Consider the following 984-nt stretch of genomic DNA (forward strand, 5'->3'; position numbering starts at 1 on the left):
CTTCCGGATTGATATGGAAATGGGGCTAGGCCACTGTGGCAGCTAAATTTCCGGGCATTTGAAAATTTCAGGAAATTATCGGTCTCAGTAATACATTTTATGGCCGTTATTGGCCCCACGCCTATAACCTGGGTTATCTTTTTATAGTTTGTTCTTAATTCTTCCGTGGAATCAATGATCGCTTTCATTTGGTCCTCAAAGCGATCAATGGATCTCTCAAGGGATCCGATCTGTCTCTTTTCCTCACGGATAAGCCCTTTTAAGTTGATAGTCTGAGCTAATATTTGATTGGCCTTTAAGCTATTTTTGAGTTGGACGGACATCTTTACATATCGTTCCCTAGCGGTCATCAACACTTTAAGTTTACGGAGCTTTTCCACGGGCAAACTGTAGGGTTCCATTTTTTGCCTATTGTTAATAGTATAACAAGCTATCCTATAGGCGTCAATGGCATCGGTCTTACCTCTTTGAATACCCATTGATCTTTTTAGTTCCAGTGGATTTAACATGTGAAAACATATCTTTCTTTCGCTGAGCAACCATGTCAACAATGCCCCATAATGCCCTGTGTGTTCCATTGAAACAATAATAGCTTCAGAATCAAACTTTTCTAACCAGCGGGAAATGGCCACTTTATTGTTCTCGATAACCCCTCTACCTACTACTGTAAAATCAATACTTTGAAGAATACAGTAATCCAGCACGTCTTTGGAAATATCAATTCCTACAATCAATTTTTTCATAACTTTGAGATTAGCTATTAAAACACTGAAACGACCAATATGGTTTTTATGCTAACGCTATTAATAAGCCTTAAAGCTTAACATTCTAAATGGCATTTAAACCAAAGAGGAGTAAAGGACTAATGCTCGATATAAACCTTAGAGTTTGTGAGTCGAAATAGGTCACCTTTTCTCCTCTGGTTGTTCAGTAACTTTTATCTGATTAAACATCTATAAATTTAATAATGCTAATCTAATAGCG

The 984-nt window shown here is 37.4% G+C and carries 1 protein-coding gene; it reads right to left on the reverse strand.

Translation table 11 applies throughout. From position 1 onward, the window contains the following. Positions 1-743, reverse strand: a 743-nt coding sequence (locus tag MWU82_RS23975; RefSeq protein WP_247098272.1) for an IS110 family transposase, incomplete at its 3' end; no start/stop codon positions are given. Between the last annotated feature and the right edge of the window lie 241 nt (positions 744-984).

This window comes from Arenibacter sp. S6351L, from assembly GCF_023016025.1.
Lineage (GTDB): Bacteria > Bacteroidota > Bacteroidia > Flavobacteriales > Flavobacteriaceae > Arenibacter > Arenibacter algicola_B.